The sequence below is a fragment of the Gardnerella massiliensis genome (genome assembly GCF_003408845.1).
GTDB lineage: Bacteria > Actinomycetota > Actinomycetes > Actinomycetales > Bifidobacteriaceae > Bifidobacterium > Bifidobacterium vaginale_H.
Genome location: NZ_LRTV01000011.1, coordinates 35499 through 50709, shown reverse-complemented (window position 1 = coordinate 50709; position 15211 = coordinate 35499). Strand labels below are relative to the sequence as shown.

Genomic DNA, 15211 nt, shown 5'->3' with positions numbered 1-15211 from the left:
CTATTAAAAACAATATTAGTAAGCAAAAACGTGGTGTTAAAGGAGACTAAAAGTGAGTAAGACTTATAAAAAACATTTAGAAACGACACCGAACTTTAAGCCTATCGTCTACATCTGTGCTCCCTACCGTGGAGATAAGGAGAAAAACGTGCAACATGCTATTCGGTGTGCGGCTTACGCGTATTCACGCGGAGCAATCCCAGTAACACCACACCTGCTTTTCCCATTCATGGATGATGAGAATCAAAAGCATAGAGGGGATGCGATGTTTATGGACATTATCCTCTTAGGCAAGTGCAACGAACTATGGGTGTTCGGAGAAAAAATCACAGGCGGCATGCAAGTAGAAATCAATCTGGCAGAAAAACGAAAACAGCCGATTAAGTATTTTACAGATAAGGATTTAGGGGGTGAATATTGATGCTTGAATGCAAAATTTATACAGCTTCCTGTGTAGGAAACAGTAGCAACTGCTTGTATCCTAACGAAATAAAAGTCTGTGATCGAGATAGTTTTAATAAGGCTATCTCTTTTGACCATGTCACAGCACAATTTACTAACAGTTATAGGTCTAAAGATAATTTCATTTCATCTACCTGTATTCCGATGGACTGTGATAACGACCATTCTGATGTTAGTAAAGACTGGGTGACACCTTTTGATGTTGCTTTAGCGTTTCCGAACGTGTGCTTTTACGCGTCTTATAGTAGAAACCACATGAAAGACAAGCATGGGAAATGCGCAAGACCACGTTTTCACGTGTATTTTCCAATTGAAGAAGTAAGCGATGCTAAAGCTTATGTGGAGCTTAAAACAAGGATTCAATCAGTATTCCCGTATTTTGACAGTAACGCTCTTGATGCGGCACGTTTTCTCTACGGTGTTAAAACTCCGCTGGTAGAACTTTATGAGGGTGAAAAAACAATTACTGATTTTCTCTCGGAAGAAGCTTTTGGTGAATTTGATGCAGGAACAGAAGAAATACCATCAGGGCAGAGAAACTCTAGGCTTAGTCATATTGCAGGAAAACTCATCAAACGTTATGGGGCGACAGATGAAACTCATGAGAAGTTTTTGAGTGAAGCAGAACGGTGTAATCCTCCTTTGCCTGACGCAGAATTATCTAAAATCTGGTATTCGGCTAAAAAGTTCGGGCTTAAAGTAGCAAGTCAAGAAGGTTATATTCCGCCTAGCGAGTATGGCAAAAGATATGAGGAGTATAAGCCGGATGATTTAACAGATATTGCGATGGCTGAGGTTTTTGCCAAACATAACAAGAATAAGGCTGTTTATACGATGTCTGCCGGCTGGCTTTACTGGACGGGCAAGAAGTGGGAAGCGTCTGAGCTTAAAGTTATGAAACTTTACATGCTTATTGCTAAAAAGGTTTTGAAGAATGCCGGTGTTGAGTTTAAGACAGCTTACGAACAGTTCATTCAAGCTGAATCATCGGGTGATAAAGAGCAGGCGGATAAAGCAAAGAGTGAAGTGAATCAGGCAAAACAGTATCTTTCGTTTGCTAAGAAGATGAATGATCACAGCAAAGTGTCCGGAATATTGAAACTTGCTAAATCCATGCTAGAAGTTGCAAACGAAGAACTGGACCGTGATGCTTTCATTCTAAACACGCCTTGCGGAATCGTGGATTTAAAGACAGGCATGCTAAAAGCACATGATCCGTGTTCGTACTGCACGAAAATGACCGCTGTTTGCCCTTCACAGGAGAACATGGGATTGTGGCAGACAACGCTTGATATGGTTACCGCAGGCGATAAAGAGTTTCAAACATTTCTTCAAAGCCATGCGGGTAGTACGCTTATAGGTCAAGTGTTTGAAGAATCGCTTTTGCTAGTGTACGGGTCAGGCGGTAACGGTAAGTCGACCGTGTTTAATGCGGAAGCACACGTGCTTGGAGATTATGCGGGGAAAATACCTGCGGAGTCTTTAACCACTCGGGCTAAAAACGTGAAAGTGGATTTAGCGGAGCTTTGCGGTAAAAGGTTTATTCTTGCCTCGGAAACTGAGGAAGGACAAAGGCTTTCTATTTCCATGCTGAAACAGATAGCAAGCGTGGATGATATTTCAGCTGAGAGGAAATATTATGCTCCTTTTACGTTTACACCAAGCCACTCAACTATTCTCTACACGAACCATCTGCCGAAAGTCGGTTCGAACGATAAGGGAACGTGGCGGAGAATCTTTGTTGCACCGTTTACGAAAGAAATCAAGAATCCGAAAACAGACTATGTTGATGAACTTTTGCGAAAAGCAGGTGGTGCAATACTTCAATGGATGATTGAAGGAGCCAAGATTTATATCCAAAACAGTTATAAATTCCCTACTTGTAAGGTGGTAGAGCAGGCTAAGGACGCTTATCGGGCTGAAAACGACTGGATAGGCCATTTCATTACTGATTATTGCATTAAGGGCGTGAATGAAACGGAGATGAGTAGGAGTCTTTACTTGTCTTACCGCCAGTGGGCAAACCTTAACGGTGAATATGTTAGAAACGATAGGGATTTTTCTAAGGCTTTACTGTTAGCGGGTTATAGCAAAAAACGGACGGGTAAAGGCTATCAGTGGTGTGGGCTTTCCATTAATCCCAATTTGCAGGCACAGGAGGATTTTCTTTGATGTAAAGCACGGTAAAACTGAAAGATACTTCCTGAAAAATGTATTGGCGTGTAGGCAAATGTTTCGTATGGTAAAAACCGGGTTCAGAGAAAAATGTTCTATGGGATTTTTTCATACACGAAAATAGTCTTTGCCTACACGCTACCATGCACGTTTTCAAGAAAGAAAAGCCTTATAAATAGGGGTTTTGTATTGTAGTGTACCCTTTTTCTTTACTTTTTATATAAGAGAAAAAAATAAAAGAAATATAAGTATATATATAGAGAAAAGTAAAAGATGGGTCTAAAGCATACATGGCTACACAAATAACATTCGCCTGATGTAAACGGGCAAAACCAACGAATGAAACAACTCTATTCAATAGATAAAAAATAAGATTTGAGAAAGGTGGAATAAACCATGATTAACAAACAAGAGAGAACAGTAGAAACCTACAAGCAAGCAGGAGCAACAATGCGACTGACTAAGAGTCTGATTAACCAATTAGTGGTTGATATTAGCCCGGTGCTTTTAGCGAAAGATCAAGACAGACTGTTAAAAGCCATGAACATGATTGATGAAGTATCCTCACACGCTGAGGACAACATGTTCAAAGATCACCCACAGTTAAACAATCACTATATTGACGTGTTTTACGGCGATGTTTCCGATGAGCCGAGAAACGAAGTTGATAAGAAAATCATTGAAATGGCAAAAGAGGTATCTGATGGGCTTTTTAAGAGAAAAGGAAACTGAGCGAAAACTCGTCCGTGATGTTAAAGCTGTGGGAGGACTTTGTTTAAAGCTTACGAGTCCTTCCGTTGACGGGCTTCCTGACAGGCTGGTTTTACTTAACGGCGGCAAGATTGGTTTTGTCGAGCTTAAAGCACCAGGTAAAAAGCCTAGAGTCTTACAGGTGAAACGTATGAAGAATTTACAGGCTTTAGGTTTTAAGGTTTTCGTGGTTGATGAGAAGAGTCAGATTGGAGGTGTGATTGATGCGATACGAGCCACATGAGTATCAAAAGTATGCGACTGATTTTATTATCACACACCCGGTGTCAGCGGTTTTGCTTGAAATGGGACTTGGTAAGAGTGTTATAAGTCTTACAGCGATTAACGACCTTATGCTTGACTCGTTTGATGTTTCCAGGACTCTTGTTATCGCTCCTCTTAGGGTCGCAAACACTACGTGGCCTTTAGAGTTAGAAAAGTGGGAGCATTTAAAACACTTGACTTATTCTGTGGTAACGGGCACTGAGAAGGAGCGGATTCAATCACTAAAAACGCCTGCTCACGTTTATATTATTAACCGTGAAAACGTGGAGTGGCTGATAATGAAAAGCGGCCTGCCGTTTAATTTTGACATGGTTGTGATAGATGAGCTTTCAAGTTTTAAATCGTATCAGGCGAAACGTTTTAAAGCATTACTGAAGGCTAGGCCGAAAGTTAAAAGGATTGTAGGTCTTACAGGAACTCCTTCTTCTAACGGGCTTATGGATTTGTGGGCTGAGTTTAGACTGCTTGATATGGGTGAAAGACTAGGCCGTTATATTACGTATTATCGGCAGAACTTTTTTAATCCTGATAAGCGTAACCAGCACATGATTTTTTCCTATAAGCCTAAAGATGGTGCTGAGAGTTTAATCTATAAGCAGATAGCTGATATTACGATTTCGATGAAGTCGAAAGACTATTTGAAAATGCCTGCGTGTGTGATAAACGAGGTGAAAGTAGAGTTATCCGGTAAGGAGCGAAAACTCTATGATGAGCTGAAACAGGATATGGTGGTGTCGTTGGAGGGTAAAGAGATTGATGCGATTAACGCAGCGTCTCTTTCAAATAAGCTTCTTCAAATGGCAGGCGGCGCGGTTTATAACGAGAAAAAAGAAAGCGTTCATATTCATGATCGTAAGCTTGATGCTTTAGAGGATTTAATCGAGGCTGCTAACGGTAAACCGGTGCTTGTAGCTTACTGGTTTAAGCATGATCTTGAGCGGATTAAGAATCGTTTTAACGTGCGTGAGATTAAAACGAGTGCTGATATTGCTGACTGGAATGCCGGCATGATTCCTGTAGCGTTGATTCACCCGGCTTCTGCAGGTCATGGTCTTAACCTACAGGCTGGCGGTTCAACTCTTATCTGGTTTTCCCTGACTTGGAATTTGGAACTTTACCAACAAACAAACGCCAGGCTTAACCGTCAAGGGCAAACCGACACGGTTGTAATCCATCACATCATCACTAAGGACACGATTGATGAGGATGTGATGAGGGCTTTAAGCATGAAGGCTAAAGTGCAGGATGCTTTAATCGAGTCGGTTAAAGCAAGACTATCAATTAATGAAGTGAGGGAAAGGGGTTCTAGAGAGAACTTACCTCAAAATGGAGGTAAGAATGAACAAAAAAGAATACTTACGGCAAGCCTATCTTCTTGATAAACGGATTAAGGCTGACATGGATGAGGTAGTAAGACTGCGTGAGCTTGCTACAAGTGTTTCTTCATTAAGATACGACCGAGAGTATGTGCAGACGACTCGAAGTATAGAAGCTCCGTTTGTGAAAGCTCTTATAAGGGTTATGGATTTAGAAGCGAAGATTAACATGGAGATCACGCTGCTTATCAGTTTGAAAGAGCAGATTTTGGATGTGATTTCAAAGCTTGAAAGCGTGGATGAGCAGATGATTTTACGCTACCGTTACATGAGTAACATGACGTGGGAGGATATTGGTAAAGAACTCCATGCTAGCAGAATGACGATTATCAGGTGGCATGGTAAAGCGTTAGAGCACATGGTTTTACCAGATAATCTAATCCAAATCTGAAAAATGGTACGGTTTGGTACGCTCTGATACGAGACGTTACAGCCTTCTATATGGTATTATAAACTTAGCAAAAATTATAAATACTAAGCCTTGAAAGAGTAATCTTTCAGGGCTTTTTTCATGCCTAAAAGGAGGGCACAACATGGATCAGATGGTATTACTAACACAGCAATGGTTAAACAAAACCTATGGTGATAAGCCTGGGTTTGGTTCAGTTATTACTGATGGGAATACTGGTTGGGATACAATTAATGGGCTTATTCGTGCTTTGCAGATTGAGCTTGGTATAACAGAAACGGCAAATAATTTTGGGAAAGGTACTCAGTCACGATTTAAGAAGCGCTGGCCAAATGGTATTGATCAGACAGATGAAAGTAATAATATTCATGGAATTATTCAGGGTGCTCTTTGGTGCAAAGGGTATGAGGCTGAATATGGAGGCATAACAGAAGAATTTACATATAATGTAGCAAACTCTATTTCTGATCTTAAAAGTGATATTGGTCTTTCAGATATTTCATCTACTGTGGATCTAGAACTAATGATGGTTCTTTTATCAATGAAACAATTCAAATTGTTATCGTTGTATGGAGGCAAAGAAGACATTCGTGTAACACAGCAGGCTGTTAACAGTAAATATAAGAATTATACTGGAATTATTCCAACAGACGGTCTGTATGGTCGTGAGATGAATACAGCATTGATTCAAGTGTTACAAGCTGTTGAAGGGTTTACTCCAGCTGAGGCTACTGGCAATTTTGGTAATGGCACACGATCACGTTTAAAGACAATTAGTGAGGGAACGAGTGAGTGGGTTTGGTTGGCAAGCGTAGCGCTCACATGTAATGGGTATTCGCTTACGCCAACTTCAACATGGAATAATGCAATAGTGTCGGCATTGTATAAGTTCCAAGCAGAGCATGTTATTCCTGTTACAGGTAAGGTTGATCCAACAACATGGATGAGCCTTTTAACTTCGAAAGGTGATCCTAATCGTTCTTGTGTAGCGTGTGATACACGTTTTGAGATTACTGACGAGTTTGCTGAGTGTTTGAAGGCTGATGGTTATAGGATTGTTGGTCGTTATTTGAGTGAACCTGATCAAAAAAACACTGCTGAAAAGGACTATTTTAAGGCATTGCGTACTGGAGAATTGGAAAGAATTGTGAGCCACGGTCTTCAATATTTCCCTATTTTTCAAGAGTATTCAACTGAATTACGTCATTTTACAGCAGAAAATGGAGCTCGTCATGCAAAAGAAGCGGTTGCTTCAGCTAAACGTCTTGGAGTTCCGCCAACAGTAATCTATTTTGCGGTTGATTATGATGCAACGAATCCGGAAATTAGTAGCAATATTTTGCCGTACTTCAAAGCTGTTAAAGAAAATATGCATGGTGGTTATCGGATTGGAATTTATGCATCTAGAAATATTTGTACTCGTGTTAGTAAAGCAGGATATGCGGTAGCATCATTTGTGTCTGATATGTCTACAGGTTTTAGTGGAAATCTAGGCTTTTCTATTCCAAGTAATTGGGCGTTTGATCAGTTCCATGAAATCCCTGGCTATAAAGGTAAATGGGATCTTGACAGAGTAGCATATTCTGGACGTTTTGGAGCGGTTGGAAGTGTAAATCATTCAACTGGCAATCCACAATCAAAGATTACTTATGTCGCTCCACCTAATCCAGATACGTCTCGTTTAACAAAAATTGAAAAAGTGATAGACCTCATTCAACAATTAGAAAGCGTGTATGATAAATGGCGAAAAGTATATCAAAAGTATGCGGTGGTTCTAGAGTATCATCCTTTAAGCGTGACTCAAGGTGTGATTAATTATCTAGCTAAGGCATATATGACGAATTGGAAATTTGCTATTGCTGGCGCGTTTGCAGACCCATTTTTCATAATATTCATGGAAAAAGAATATCCTGCATTAAAAGATAAGCTGGATACTTATATTGGTAATAAGCGTGACGAAGTTGCTGATATAAGTGGTGGTAAAAACGATATAGCACACTTTGCTTATACGCTTTATTGTTATGCTTATTCTAATTTAGCTCCAGATCATTGGACTGGTTGGGCAGGAGATCTTGCAACAGGCATGGATGACTTACATAAGTACCTGCAAAAGTATCCATCTCTTGATCGTATGAAAACAGCATATGCTCTTATTGGTTCAGACAGTAGTGCACAGTCGGAGTATTTTAAAGCAAATCATGTCAGTAATAAACTTGGTATTCGCTGCAATTTTACAGATTTTTGTGATGATGCAGACGCTATCTATTTAGGAATGAATCTACGTAATGCTAGTGATGAAAATTTGCATACTTTAAGCGATATGATGACAACTTATTATAGTAGTATTACTGCTCAAAAGAGATATACTGCTTATGCTCAAGATGGGTTAGATTTCAGTTCATTTAAAGCACTGGAAAATTCTATTAAGGCAAAAATGTATGGATGTCTGGAAAAAATTCTAGGATTTGGATTGCTGGCACGGCTTGCTGGCGAATCAACTGATGAAGAACGAGATGCATGCTGTATTGCTATGGCTCATTATTTGCTGGCAAAATCAAAATAATCATAGAGTTAAATTATTGAGATAACAGGTCACGGAGGTGATTGAGGGTGTCTTTATTCTCAATCACCTTTGTGCTTTTGGTTTCTTCTTCGTAAAAACTCTTTAACAATGATTGGAATTATAGTTGGGATACATTCAAGAGTAATAAAAAATGTAATGTACGTGCAAGTCCAGCTACTACCCAATTGCCGAGGAGACTCTTGTAATATCAATAAATCAATAGCAGGGGCGATAAGCGCGATAGCGATGGTTTTACAAACTCCTAAGTTTTCGAGTGTTTTTTGATTGACAACAATCGAGTAAAGAAGAATTTTTGTTAAACCAAGTGCATGAGCTATAACAATGAGTAAAAAGGGTGAGTCATAAACAATTTCCCAATCGAGTGATTTAAGAGAATTGATAATAAGTCCTAAAAGAGGGAGTAATAATGAAAAAAGGAATAATCGTATAGCTTGATACATAGATTTCTTCATAACTAACCTCCTTAAATTTATATAGCCAAGCAGATGACTACTGTCGTAGACGGACTATTTTCACTTATTTTACGTTAATTTATCTTACTTGAAAAGGGAGGATGAGTCTTGCCAAGAAAACCTAAAAGACCGTGTTCTTATCAAGGCTGTCCGAACCTAACTGACGGCAGGTTTTGTGAGGAACACTTAAAACAAGAGAACAGACGATACGAAAAATACGAGCGTCCTTATGATGCTCACAAGCGTTACGGCAGAGCATGGCAGAAAGTGCGGGATTCTTATGTGAAAGAGCATCCTTTCTGTGAGCTTTGTTTGAAGAACCATATGCTTGTGCCTGTTGAGCAGGTTCATCATATTAAACCGATTGCTGAAGGCGGAACGCATGAGAGGAATAATCTTATTTCTCTATGCAAAAGCTGTCATTCTAAAATTCACGCTAAGCGTGGAGATCGCTGGCATAACAAATAAAAACCACCCCAGGGGCGGTCAAAATCTCTAAAAACCTATTCCCTGGGGAACGGGCGCAGGGTATTTTGCGTAAAAACAGCGTATTCAAAAGGGTAATAGGCAAAATCAGACACAAAAATTTTTTAATAGTTAAAACTCACGTGGGAAGGAGGCGGAAAGTTTGCCTACAAAATCAAATAATATCGGCGGTCGTGGCGGCAGACGCGTAGGTGCCGGGCGTAAAAAGAAAGCGGTTGTTGAAAAAGCTAGTGAAGGAAACCCCGGTGGTAGGCCTTTAAGCGTTCTTGATATTCCGGAGCTTGAAGGTGCTGAAATGCCTCAGCCTCACGAGTTTTTATCCGCCACGCAAAAAGACGGTACGCAGCTTCAGGCTAAAGAAATTTTTGAAGAAACATGGAAGTGGCTAAAAGACATTGGTGTTAGCAGTAAAGTGCCATCTCCTCTTATTGAACGGTATGCGATGAGCTGTGCTCGTTGGATTCAATGCGAGGAAGTAACCAGTAAACTCGGGTTTCTTTCCAAGCATCCGACCACAGGTAAACCGATACCATCGCCTTTTATAAATATTGGTATTAACTACATGAATCAAGCGGTCAGGCTTTGGAATGAGATTTTCCAGATTGTGAAAGAAAACTGTTCGACTGAATTTGATGGTGTTTCACCTCAAAACGATTTAATGGAACGCCTGCTTATTACACGTAAAAACATTTAGGAGAAAAAATTATGATAGAAAAAGTAAACCCGTCGCATGTTGACAAGATTGCGGATCGTATTGCTGGAGCAATTGTTGATCTGGCTTACAAGATTGATGAGAATCCGAAGATTGCTGTTGAGGTGATGCTTGGGCATGGTAAGTGTGCCGTGTTTATTGAAAGCACGGTGATGTTTAAGTTTAAGGATATTAAAAATATTATCCACCGTTTAAGCCCTGGGAAAGTAAAGATTGATATTACGGTTGTGCCGCAGGATAAGCATTTAAGCCGAAACCAGGATGGTATGGTTCGTTGCGCTGATAATGGGATTTTTAAAGGCGTACCACTAACAGGCGAGCAGAAGAAGCTTTCTACTATTGCTCGAAAGGTTTATGAAAAGTATCCGTATGACGGCAAGTATGTTCTTGATGGTGAAAAGCTTATCATCTGCCAGTCTCACGCTAAACGAGAAGACTTATTGAAAGACTATCCGACAGCGTTTGTTAATCCTTTAGGCGACTGGACGGGTGGTATCAACGTGGATACGGGAGCGGTTAACCGAAAACTCGGGTCAGACATGGCTGATGCTGTTACAGGCGGCGGCCTTCATGGTAAAGATCTTACGAAAGCTGACGTGTCGGTTAATATTTACGCGTTTTTGAAAGCGCAGGAAACCGGCCGGGTGGTTGAGTTTTCTTGTGCTATCGGGGATGAAATGGTTGATGGTAAACCGTATTCGCAGATTGTGAAAATTGCGAAAGATTATATTGACTCGGTGGGTGGTTTTGAAAAGCTGGCTTGCTGGGGTCTTTTCTAACGGGAGGAAAGATTATGGAAAAAGAAATGCAGTATTATCTGGCTGACGTAAGTGAGCTTATCCCGTATGTGAGAAACGCTCGCACGCACTCTGAGGCGCAAGTATCTCAGATAGCGGCAAGTATTCGCGAGTTTGGTTTTCTTTCCCCGATTCTAGTGGCGGAGGATAATACGATTCTCGCGGGGCATGGCAGGCTTGCCGCGGCGCAAAAATTGGGTCTTAAAAAAGTTCCGTGTGTGAAGGAAAATCATTTAACTGAAACACAAAAGCGTGCTTATATTATTGCGGATAATAAGCTTTCACTTAACGCAGGATGGGACAATGAACTATTAGCAGTCGAGTTGTCGGAGCTTGAAGGAGCTGATTTTAACCTTGATCTTCTCGGGTTTGACGAGGCGGAGCTTTCCAGTATTTTTGATGCTGATAAAGACGTAAACGAAGACGATTTTGATGTTGAAAAAGAGCTGGAAGAACCGTGTTTTTCTAAAACGGGTGACATGTGGACGCTTGGTAAGCATCGTGTTATTTGCGGTGATGCTACTAAGTTAGAAACATTTAAGACGCTTCTTGAGGATACTAAAGTGAATCTGGTGGTTACTGATCCGCCTTATAACGTGAACTATGAGGGTGCTGCTGGGAAAATTAAAAACGATAATATGGAGGATGATAAGTTTTACCAGTTTCTTTTCAACTCGTTCGTGAACATGGAGCAGGCGATGGCAGATGATGCGTCTATCTACGTGTTTCATGCTGACACGGAGGGTTTGAATTTTAGAAAAGCATTCCAGGACGCGGGGTTTTATCTTTCAGGTTGTTGTATTTGGAAGAAACCGTCTCTGGTGTTGGGTAGAAGCCCTTACCAGTGGCAGCATGAGCCGTGTTTGTATGGGTGGAAGAAAAAAGGTAAACACAAGTGGTATGCGGGTAGGAAAGAAACTTCAGTTTGGGAGTTTGAAAAGTCTAAGAAAAACGCTGATCATCCAACCATGAAACCAATAGCTCTTTTAGCGTATCCGATTAAAAACTCGAGTATGACGAATTCGCTTGTGTTAGATCCGTTTGCTGGAAGTGGTAGCACGCTTATAGCCTGCGAGCAGACGGGTAGAATCTGCTACGCTATCGAGCTTGACGAGAAATATTGTGACGTGATTGTGAAACGTTATATTGAGCAGGTTGGAAATGATAAGAGTGTGAAAGTTTTAAGAGGCGGTAAAGAATACTCGTTTACTGAAGTATTTACTAACAAGTAAGACTCGTATTTTATATGAAAAATAGTTTGCGACCGCTTGATAAAAACCTTCTTTAGAGTGATTTATATATGTACCCGAAAAAACCTAAAGGAGGCAAAATGGAATTAAAATACGGGTTAAAAGGAAAAGATAGGCAGCCGCTTATTAAAGCTATAGAGGATTCTACGGGAGTAAAGGCTGTTTACTTAAAAACTCCAAGTATGTCTTACAAGGTAGGTGTTTTCAACATTAGTAAAGATGGTACGGTCACGTGTAGTAGTGAAGAAAATTTAGATGATTTAAAAAACATGTTAGATGCTGACTATGGTATAAGTCTTCCAGTCTGCGCGTGTGATGGTACGCAATGTTTTAGTGTTGAGTTTCCTAAAGATAAGGCTGATGTGGTAAAGCTTAGGAAAATTCTTGATAATAAGGGTGATCTTATTAAAAAAGCGTTAGCAGTGAACAGTCTTAATATTAAGGAAGAAGATGATAAGCTTATTTTTCCTTGGTTTGAGCAGGCTAACCAACCAGGCTTGGCATCCTATGCGAAGTTTATAAACAGTCTTTGTAAAATGAGCGTGGAAATTAAACGCGTTAATAATAGTAAGCATAAGCAGGTTAACGATAAGTATGCTTTCAGATGTTTCCTTCTTAGACTCGGGTTTATAGGAGACGAGTTTAAACAAGACAGGAAAATTATGCTTTCCCGTTTAGAAGGGTCCTGTGCTTTTAGAAACGGGGGTGAGCGTAATGCTGTATGCGAGTGAAGACCAGGCGTACGTGTTGAGTGAAGACTGTACTACAGGCTCTTTGGTTGAAGAAATTTTCGCGAATTTAGAGCAAGAGAACGAGGTTTTTGTAAAAGTATGTTTTACTGTAGTAGATGATTTTTGGGTGATTATTATTTCAGCATGATTTTAGAAACATTTTAACGGTTTTTAAGAGTAAAAAAATTAGCGAAAACTGGTGGGGAAAAACGTGTAAATACCCGGTGTTTCTTGGCTTAAAAGCTTGCTATTGCGCGCTTTTAGAGTGATATATAGTATCAGCAAAAACACGTGCGCAAAGGAGAAACTTATGAAAAAAGAAATTTTACAAAACCTCGCAAACGAAGTTAAAACATGCAGACGCTACACATTAAACGCAATCAAAAAAGCTGAAGAAGGGAAAATTAGTTCAGCTATCAGCATGCTCGACATTGCGCAAACAGCAAAAACCTGCGCCAGTAAAGCTCACGAGGAGCTTTGGAAGGTAAGCGGAGGAAAACTAAACGATACAGAGTTTGAACTGTTTGCGGATGCTGAAACCTTGGACAAGGATATTCAAAAAGCTTATCAAGCGATTCAACAAGAAAGAAGCTAAAAGAAAGGGGGATAGTCAGCCATAGGGTTGGAAGGCTGGAGAAAAATCGTGGAATTATCCGCGATTTTTTCTCATTTATGACTTGCTATTATGCGCTTTTAGAGTGATATATAGTACTAACAAAAAACACAGAAAAAGGAGAAAAAATCATGTGGGAACAAGATACGCTTAAAGTAGAAAATCAGGTTGTAAGCTACAGTATGAAGGTTTTTGAAGAGCCAAGCGAATACGGGATTAACCAGGGAAGAATTTCCAAGCTTACTTTGAAAAACAATAACAAGGTTATCGCAAACTACGATAGAGGCTGGGACATGATGCCAACAAGCAAGCTTGCAAACGAGGCTTTAGAAATGATCCTAGACGCTAGAAACTAAAGAACTAGAAACTAAAAACTGAAAGACTAAAAGACTGAAACTGAATAATAAAATTGAAGATTGAGGTTGAGTTAAGAGTAGCAGGGCTTTTAAGGCCCTGTTTCTCGTAGGAAAGATAAGAAATGATGTGGACGCTGAAGGCGTCTTTTTTTTATGCCTAAAGAAAGGAGGAGCTTAAGTTGGAAAAATACGAGGTTACTAAGTTTAAAAAAGAAGATTCAACGTATAGTAAGGATTTAGCGGATTATGCTGTAAGTTTTATCGAATGTTTAACACACACGAAGGGAACGTGGGCGGGTAAGCCTTTTAAGCTCCTTGACTGGCAGGAGCAGATTATCAGGGACTTGTTTGGCGTGGTGAAACCGAATGGTTACCGTCAGTTTAATACCGCGTATATTGAAATACCTAAGAAGATGGGTAAAAGTGAGCTTGCCGCGGCAGTGGCACTGCTTTTATGCTGTGGGGATAATGAGGAGCGAGCCGAGGTTTATGGTTGTGCGGCGGACCGTCAGCAGGCAACAATCGTGTTTGATGTGGCGGCGGACATGGTTAGAATGTGTCCGGCTCTTAATCGTAGGGTTAAAATTTTAGCTTCGCAAAAACGTATTATTTTCCTACCAACTAACAGTTTCTACCAGGTCTTGTCGGCTGAAGCGTACTCTAAACACGGGTTTAACATTCACGGTGTCGTGTTTGATGAGCTTCACACGCAGCCAAACCGTAAACTTTTTGACGTGATGACTAAAGGCTCCGGGGACGCTCGCATGCAGCCACTATATTTTCTGATTACCACGGCTGGTACGGATACGCATTCGATCTGCTATGAGACGCATCAGAAAGCAGTGGATATTCTCGAGGGTAGGAAAATTGATCCAACTTTTTACCCCGTGATTTATGGTGCAAAAGATTCGGATGATTGGACTGATCCTAAGGTGTGGAAGAAAGCTAATCCTTCTCTTGGGGTGACGGTTCAAATGGAGAAAGTTAAGGCTGCTTTCGAGTCCGCTCGGCAAAATCCTGGTGAAGAGAATGCTTTCCGTCAGCTTCGTCTTAACCAGTGGGTGAAACAGTCTATTCGTTGGATGCCTATGGAAAAATGGGATGCTTGTGCTTTTCAGGTGAACGAAGAAGAACTCGAGGGCAGGGTCTGCTATGGGGGTCTTGACCTTTCAAGCACTACCGATCTTACGGCTTTTTCACTTGTGTTTCCGCCTTTAGATGAGTCGGATAAGTTTCGTGTCCTACCTTATTTTTGGGTGCCTGAAGAAACCTTGAGTTTGCGTGTGAAACGAGATCACGTGCCTTATGACGTGTGGGGAAAACAAGGGTTTATTAAGACTACGGAAGGAAACGTTGTTCACTACGGGTTTATTGAAAAATTCATCGAAACTTTAGGTGAACGTTTCAATATTCGTGAGATTGCTTTCGACCGTTGGGGTGCGGTGCAAATGGTGCAAAACCTTGAAAACATGGGGTTTACCGTGGTTCCGTTCGGACAAGGGTTCAAGGATATGAGTCCGCCTACCAAGGAGCTTATGAAGCTTACACTCGAGCAGAAAATCGCACACGCAGGGCATCCGGTGCTTCGCTGGAACATGGATAACATTTTCATCCGCACTGATCCTGCAGGAAACATTAAATGCGATAAGGAAAAATCAACCGAGAAAATCGATGGTGCTATCGCAACCATTATGGCACTTGACCGTGCTATCAGATGCGGTAACGCGAACACTCAAAGCGTGTATGACAATCGCGGGATTTTGTTTATGTAGG

The 15211-nt window shown here is 40.7% G+C and carries 17 protein-coding genes; 16 read left to right on the top strand and 1 reads right to left on the bottom strand.

Annotated elements, in window-relative coordinates; all coding sequences use genetic code 11:
• Nucleotides 1-52: 52 nt before the first annotated feature.
• From AXE77_RS06075 to AXE77_RS06045, 7 genes are all read left to right on the top strand, one after another.
• Nucleotides 53-421, top strand: coding sequence for a DUF7768 domain-containing protein (locus AXE77_RS06075; protein WP_116712589.1), 369 nt, complete (start codon nucleotides 53-55; stop codon nucleotides 419-421).
• Between the two features lie 296 nt (nucleotides 422-717).
• Nucleotides 718-2634 carry a phage/plasmid primase, P4 family gene (locus AXE77_RS06070; protein WP_240612673.1) on the top strand — a complete coding sequence of 639 codons (1917 nt, stop codon included), beginning with the start codon at nucleotides 718-720 and terminating at the stop codon, nucleotides 2632-2634.
• Between the two features lie 399 nt (nucleotides 2635-3033).
• Complete coding sequence (locus AXE77_RS06065; RefSeq protein WP_116712587.1) at nucleotides 3034-3369, top strand: hypothetical protein; 336 nt, start codon at nucleotides 3034-3036, stop codon at nucleotides 3367-3369.
• A 28-nt stretch (nucleotides 3370-3397) separates the two neighbouring features.
• Entirely contained in the window at nucleotides 3398-3631 is a 234-nt protein-coding gene (locus AXE77_RS06060; protein WP_240612672.1) for a VRR-NUC domain-containing protein, read from the top strand.
• Nucleotides 3612-5051: an SNF2-related protein gene (locus tag AXE77_RS06055; RefSeq protein WP_116712585.1), complete on the top strand. Its 1440-nt coding sequence runs from the start codon at nucleotides 3612-3614 to the stop codon at nucleotides 5049-5051. The genes AXE77_RS06060 and AXE77_RS06055 overlap by 20 nt, the downstream gene beginning before the upstream one ends.
• Nucleotides 5011-5439 carry a sigma factor-like helix-turn-helix DNA-binding protein gene (locus AXE77_RS06050; protein ID WP_116712584.1) on the top strand — a complete coding sequence of 143 codons (429 nt, stop codon included), beginning with the start codon at nucleotides 5011-5013 and terminating at the stop codon, nucleotides 5437-5439. The genes AXE77_RS06055 and AXE77_RS06050 overlap by 41 nt, the downstream gene beginning before the upstream one ends.
• A 142-nt stretch (nucleotides 5440-5581) precedes the next feature.
• The gene (locus tag AXE77_RS06045; RefSeq protein WP_103014034.1) at nucleotides 5582-8020 is read left to right on the top strand and encodes a glycoside hydrolase domain-containing protein; all 2439 of its coding nucleotides are present in this window, start codon (nucleotides 5582-5584) and stop codon (nucleotides 8018-8020) included.
• A gap of 59 nt (nucleotides 8021-8079) precedes the next feature.
• Here the strand turns inward: AXE77_RS06045 and AXE77_RS06040 are convergent, their stop codons facing one another.
• Nucleotides 8080-8493 (bottom strand): hypothetical protein, encoded by a 414-nt coding sequence (locus AXE77_RS06040; protein WP_103014035.1) that lies wholly within the window; start codon nucleotides 8491-8493, stop codon nucleotides 8080-8082.
• A 282-nt stretch (nucleotides 8494-8775) separates the two neighbouring features.
• Between AXE77_RS06040 and AXE77_RS06995 the strand changes: the two genes are divergently transcribed.
• The 9 genes from AXE77_RS06995 to AXE77_RS06000 all read left to right on the top strand — a co-directional run bounded on the left by AXE77_RS06995 (nucleotide 8776) and on the right by AXE77_RS06000 (nucleotide 15210).
• On the top strand, nucleotides 8776-8961 hold the full coding sequence (locus AXE77_RS06995) for an HNH endonuclease (protein WP_240612671.1): 186 nt from the start codon (nucleotides 8776-8778) through the stop codon (nucleotides 8959-8961).
• Between the two features lie 160 nt (nucleotides 8962-9121).
• Nucleotides 9122-9673, top strand: coding sequence for a P27 family phage terminase small subunit (locus tag AXE77_RS06030; RefSeq protein ID WP_116712582.1), 552 nt, complete (start codon nucleotides 9122-9124; stop codon nucleotides 9671-9673).
• 11 nt (nucleotides 9674-9684) lie between these two features.
• A complete protein-coding gene (locus AXE77_RS06025; RefSeq protein ID WP_116712581.1) occupies nucleotides 9685-10470 on the top strand; it encodes an S-adenosylmethionine synthetase N-terminal domain-containing protein in 786 nt (261 codons plus the stop codon).
• Nucleotides 10471-10484: 14 nt separating this feature from the next.
• A complete protein-coding gene (locus tag AXE77_RS06020; protein ID WP_116712580.1) occupies nucleotides 10485-11720 on the top strand; it encodes a site-specific DNA-methyltransferase in 1236 nt (411 codons plus the stop codon).
• A gap of 98 nt (nucleotides 11721-11818) precedes the next feature.
• Nucleotides 11819-12469: a virulence protein gene (locus tag AXE77_RS06015; protein WP_165846100.1), complete on the top strand. Its 651-nt coding sequence runs from the start codon at nucleotides 11819-11821 to the stop codon at nucleotides 12467-12469.
• Nucleotides 12453-12617, top strand: a complete 165-nt coding sequence (locus AXE77_RS06680) for a hypothetical protein (protein ID WP_165846099.1) — start codon at nucleotides 12453-12455, stop codon at nucleotides 12615-12617. Before AXE77_RS06015 ends, AXE77_RS06680 begins: the two co-directional genes overlap by 17 nt.
• A gap of 162 nt (nucleotides 12618-12779) precedes the next feature.
• Complete coding sequence (locus AXE77_RS06010; RefSeq protein WP_116712578.1) at nucleotides 12780-13064, top strand: transcriptional regulator; 285 nt, start codon at nucleotides 12780-12782, stop codon at nucleotides 13062-13064.
• A 149-nt stretch (nucleotides 13065-13213) separates the two neighbouring features.
• On the top strand, nucleotides 13214-13438 hold the full coding sequence (locus tag AXE77_RS06005) for a DUF7678 domain-containing protein (RefSeq protein ID WP_116712577.1): 225 nt from the start codon (nucleotides 13214-13216) through the stop codon (nucleotides 13436-13438).
• Between the two features lie 179 nt (nucleotides 13439-13617).
• A complete protein-coding gene (locus AXE77_RS06000; protein WP_116712576.1) occupies nucleotides 13618-15210 on the top strand; it encodes a terminase large subunit in 1593 nt (530 codons plus the stop codon).
• Nucleotide 15211: the final 1 nt, after the last annotated feature.

Bases quoted from the DNA above. Each gene is read 5' to 3' on its own strand.
- AXE77_RS06055 (WP_116712585.1), top strand. From the start codon at position 3,612: ATGCGATACGAGCCACATGAGTATCAAAAGTATGCGACTGATTTTATT.
- AXE77_RS06680 (WP_165846099.1), top strand. From the start codon at position 12,453: ATGCTGTATGCGAGTGAAGACCAGGCGTACGTGTTGAGTGAAGACTGT.
- AXE77_RS06015 (WP_165846100.1), top strand. From the start codon at position 11,819: ATGGAATTAAAATACGGGTTAAAAGGAAAAGATAGGCAGCCGCTTATT.
- AXE77_RS06025 (WP_116712581.1), top strand. From the start codon at position 9,685: ATGATAGAAAAAGTAAACCCGTCGCATGTTGACAAGATTGCGGATCGT.
- AXE77_RS06005 (WP_116712577.1), top strand. From the start codon at position 13,214: ATGTGGGAACAAGATACGCTTAAAGTAGAAAATCAGGTTGTAAGCTAC.
- AXE77_RS06010 (WP_116712578.1), top strand. From the start codon at position 12,780: ATGAAAAAAGAAATTTTACAAAACCTCGCAAACGAAGTTAAAACATGC.
- AXE77_RS06020 (WP_116712580.1), top strand. From the start codon at position 10,485: ATGGAAAAAGAAATGCAGTATTATCTGGCTGACGTAAGTGAGCTTATC.
- AXE77_RS06065 (WP_116712587.1), top strand. From the start codon at position 3,034: ATGATTAACAAACAAGAGAGAACAGTAGAAACCTACAAGCAAGCAGGA.
- AXE77_RS06050 (WP_116712584.1), top strand. From the start codon at position 5,011: ATGAACAAAAAAGAATACTTACGGCAAGCCTATCTTCTTGATAAACGG.
- AXE77_RS06045 (WP_103014034.1), top strand. From the start codon at position 5,582: ATGGATCAGATGGTATTACTAACACAGCAATGGTTAAACAAAACCTAT.
- AXE77_RS06070 (WP_240612673.1), top strand. From the start codon at position 718: ATGAAAGACAAGCATGGGAAATGCGCAAGACCACGTTTTCACGTGTAT.
- AXE77_RS06040 (WP_103014035.1), bottom strand. From the start codon at position 8,493: ATGAAGAAATCTATGTATCAAGCTATACGATTATTCCTTTTTTCATTA.